This is a genomic window from Bradyrhizobium altum, assembly GCF_020889705.1.
GTDB lineage: Bacteria > Pseudomonadota > Alphaproteobacteria > Rhizobiales > Xanthobacteraceae > Bradyrhizobium > Bradyrhizobium altum.
In genome coordinates this window covers 1-3,378 of sequence record NZ_JACMYP010000468.1, presented here as the reverse complement: position 1 = coordinate 3,378, position 3,378 = coordinate 1, and the positions used below count along the sequence as shown (strand labels likewise).

Below are 3,378 nucleotides of genomic sequence, written 5' to 3'. Positions count from 1 at the left end.
CTACGTGCATTCATACTACACCTCCTTCAGCTTCAGTTGAGGGTTTTAGCACCAGTGACGTCGTGAGGGCGGCGGCTCGATCGACAAGACGATTCCATCGGCTGCATTGCTTGCGGGGCAGGTTCGATGTGGGAATCTCGTATAGGCAATAGTGTGCATTGTAGGCATGCCTGGTAACGAGTCCATGTTCAGCCCACCTTGCGAGGGTCGTTTCGTGGATGTTAAGGCGCGCCGCGGCTTCCCGTTTTGTCAGCATTCCGCGATCTCGCAGTCGGTCATAGCGCGAGCGCAAGCCATAGCGATGGACGAGATATGCGACCCGCAAGGCCGTGAAGCGGGTCTCGTGGCGGCCAGGGCGCGCTGATCCACCCGGGCGATATCCTTGCTGGTTGAGAAGTTCGGCAATCTCGGAATAGATGTGTTTATCGAGGAGCTTGTCGACCAACTCGACGATACCGGGTTGCGTCTTGACCTGCTGCGCGGAAGATTTTGGGCTCATGGTGGTGAGCGTTTGGATTTTGCCGCCCTTGAAGCGAACATGAATTTTGGTGGTTCGTTCCGCCGGCATCTTGATGAGGGTGACATCTTCGATGATGTGGGCGAGCAGCCGTTTGCGTTCACGATCCGGCGTGTCTGGATCTGCCCAAAGCTTTTTGAAGTCGACGGTCATCGCGGTCAGCCGCTCGCGAACAGCTTCATCGAGGACGAGCTGATCCTGCTCTCGCGCGCGCTCGCGATCGTCGCGGGCTTTGGCCAGCACGCGGAGCTTGTCATTCCATTCGCCTTCGAGCGTGTCGGCGACGAGACGATTATTGGGGTCGACCAACATGAAGCGGCGCTGAGCGAGATCCGCTTCGATTTGGGCCCGTTCGATCGCCCGACAGCGCAGCCGGTCTGCTTCCTCATACCTGGCTTCGATCTCCTTGCGGATGTCGAGCGTCAACTCGACGGCGGCCGGCGTCATCTGTTCGGCAATCAGCATGCCGATGGCTTTATCGATCTGAGGCCCGGCGATTGACTGGCAGTTTGGCTCGCCACGATAGCCGTGAGCGCGATCACAGACGTACCAGGCATCCAGCCGTCCGCGCCGGGCAGTGTAGCGGATGCGAAAATGTTTACCGCATTGCCCGCACACCGCCCGTCCTTGCAGCAGTGCCGTCCCCTCCCGAGGAGGCGATGCGCGCGCCACTTCATATCCTCGACCGTTGGTCTTGAGAATTTTGAGATTCTCCTGGAACTGCTCCCACGTGATGTAGCCGGGATGGGCATCCGGGATACAAGCCAGCCAGTCATCGTGGTCACGCCGCTGCAGAGTCTTCTTACCGTCGATGGTTCGTCGATAGCGCCGGCGTCCATAGGCGTAGGCGCCGGCATACCGCGGATTGTTCAAGACGCGTATCGCCGTTGACGCGGTCAGTGTCCGAAACACCGTGGTCTCGCTGTTGCGCAGACGCGAGGGAAACAGAAGGCCCTCCTTGCGAAAGGCCTTGACGGTCTGGCATGCGGAGCCCACGCGAGAGAACGTGTCGAAGAAATGGACGATTGTCTCCCTGATCTGAGTGTCGGGATCGAACGTCACGTTGCCGGAGTGGTCATAGATCAGCCCGGTTGGCAAGACGCAGCGGTACTCGCCGCGCCTGACCTTGTTGAGGATTCCGCCGCGCAGCCTTGCTTTGATCACATGCAACTCGGCCTCACTCATTGTGCCCTTGAGCCCGAGCAGGAGGCGGTCATTGAAGCTTGACGGATCGTAGACGCCATCCTCATCGAGGATCAGGGTGTCGGCCAGTGCGCAGATCTCCAGCAAACGCTGCCAGTCAGCATTGTTCCGCGCCAGGCGGGAGACCTCCAGGCCCATCACGATGCCGGCGTGCCCCATGCCGACGTCGCTGACCAGGCGCTGAAAGCCCTCGCGCCAGACAGCCGATGCACCGGACTCGCCCTGATCGCTGTCGATGACGATTATTTGCTCGTCGCGCCAGCCAAGGGCAATTGCGCGCCCACGAAGTGCATATTGCCGCTTCGCGCTCTCGACGTTCTCGATGACTTGTCGCATCGAGGACTGGCGAATGTAGAGGTAAGCACCCCGTTCGAGGTGGTGAGGCTGGACTTTGAGGGACTCCTTCATGGCGTTCTCCGCTCGGGTGTGCTCATCGCCATTGTCGCGAGCACGTAAACGACAGCTGTGTGCTCGTTACGCGGCACTGGTGGAGTACACGATGCAACTGACTGTTGAACGGGGGCTGCGGTGGCCAGCGTCTGCGCCCACCCCCACATGCCCCGGCGCAGAAAAAGCATGAGGCCACTGCGGGCCGTAGGCGGCAACGCTTCGCCGAGAGCTGCCATACGCAGCACCTCATACTGGGCCGCAATGGCGGTCGAGAGGATCGAACACGCCGGTGTCGTGGGGTGTTCATCCGGCAGTTTTTTTTAATGCACGCTCGATCGTCCTGGGATGAACCTCGATGCCGAGCTCGGCGCGGATCAAGCTCGCCAGCTCCCGAGCGCGAACCGGCTCGCCCGGGACCAGCCGCGCCTGCAGGAAGGCGAGGACCTCGCCCTGGACCTTGTGGGGGCCGCGGGGGCCCGGCTTCTTTGGGACCAGTCCCGCAATCCCGGCGGCATCGAAGCTCGCCTTCGCTTGGTAGTAGGTCGGCCTGGAGACGCCATACTCGTCGGAAGCCTCCGTCACCGAAGCGTTGTCGATCGAGACACGGCGCAGCATCTCGTACTTGACCTGCACGGCGTCGTGCGGATCGAAGAACTCGCTTCCCTGAAACTTTGGATCGCGCACCTTCTCGGGCGTCGGATTGAGCGTGCCCTCCTCGAGGAGGGCGTCGATCTTTGAGCGCTTGCTGTCGTGCTTCGCCGGCACCGTCGGCTCCGAGCGTACAAGAAGGCGTTAACGTAAATATATTTACGCCGCCAAATTCATCGCTGTCAAGGTCGCGAAAGTAGCCTATAGCGCATTTATAACCTGCATTTAATGGACCGATGCGGACAAAAGAGGGCTGATGCGGCATTAATCACCTTACATGTGCGGCATAATCATCCTTACGGTTTGCGCGCGATCGCAACGCTGCCCCGTCGGAAAGGCGCTTCACCAGGCTGGCCAGCTCCATCAGGTCGAAAGTACGCAAAAGTGCCCGTCCATGACCCATGACGATCTCTGCGTCCGGGCTCACAAGGTCCGTCCATTGCGGAGGAACCGACCATACGGTCGCGCCGTCGCCCTGCAGCAAGAGGCGTTCGCCATACCGGTTGTATCGTTTGCCGACGCAGAGAAGCTGCCGCCCAAACAATGGGTGGAATGGATGCATCACCCGCACAAACTGCCGCGCTGCATCCGAAGAGTCTGCATTCTCAGTTGAGGTACAA

At 60.2% G+C, this 3,378-nt stretch carries 3 protein-coding genes; all 3 read right to left on the bottom strand.

All coding sequences use genetic code 11. The annotated features are described in order from the left end of the window. Positions 1-10 precede the first annotated feature (10 nt). Positions 11-2,128: a recombinase family protein gene (locus H8B02_RS46320; protein WP_229172376.1), complete on the bottom strand. Its 2,118-nt coding sequence runs from the start codon at positions 2,126-2,128 to the stop codon at positions 11-13. A 285-nt stretch (positions 2,129-2,413) separates the two neighbouring features. Next, entirely contained in the window at positions 2,414-2,875 is a 462-nt protein-coding gene (locus H8B02_RS46315; RefSeq protein WP_229172375.1) for a helix-turn-helix domain-containing protein, read from the bottom strand. Positions 2,876-3,026: 151 nt separating this feature from the next. Beyond that, positions 3,027-3,378, bottom strand: a 352-nt coding sequence (locus H8B02_RS46310) for a DUF5372 family protein (RefSeq protein WP_229172374.1), incomplete at its 5' end; no start/stop codon positions are given.

Excerpts from the sequence above, each read along its gene's own strand:
- H8B02_RS46320 (WP_229172376.1), bottom strand. The coding sequence starts at position 2,128 with ATGAAGGAGTCCCTCAAAGTCCAGCCTCACCACCTCGAACGGGGTGCT.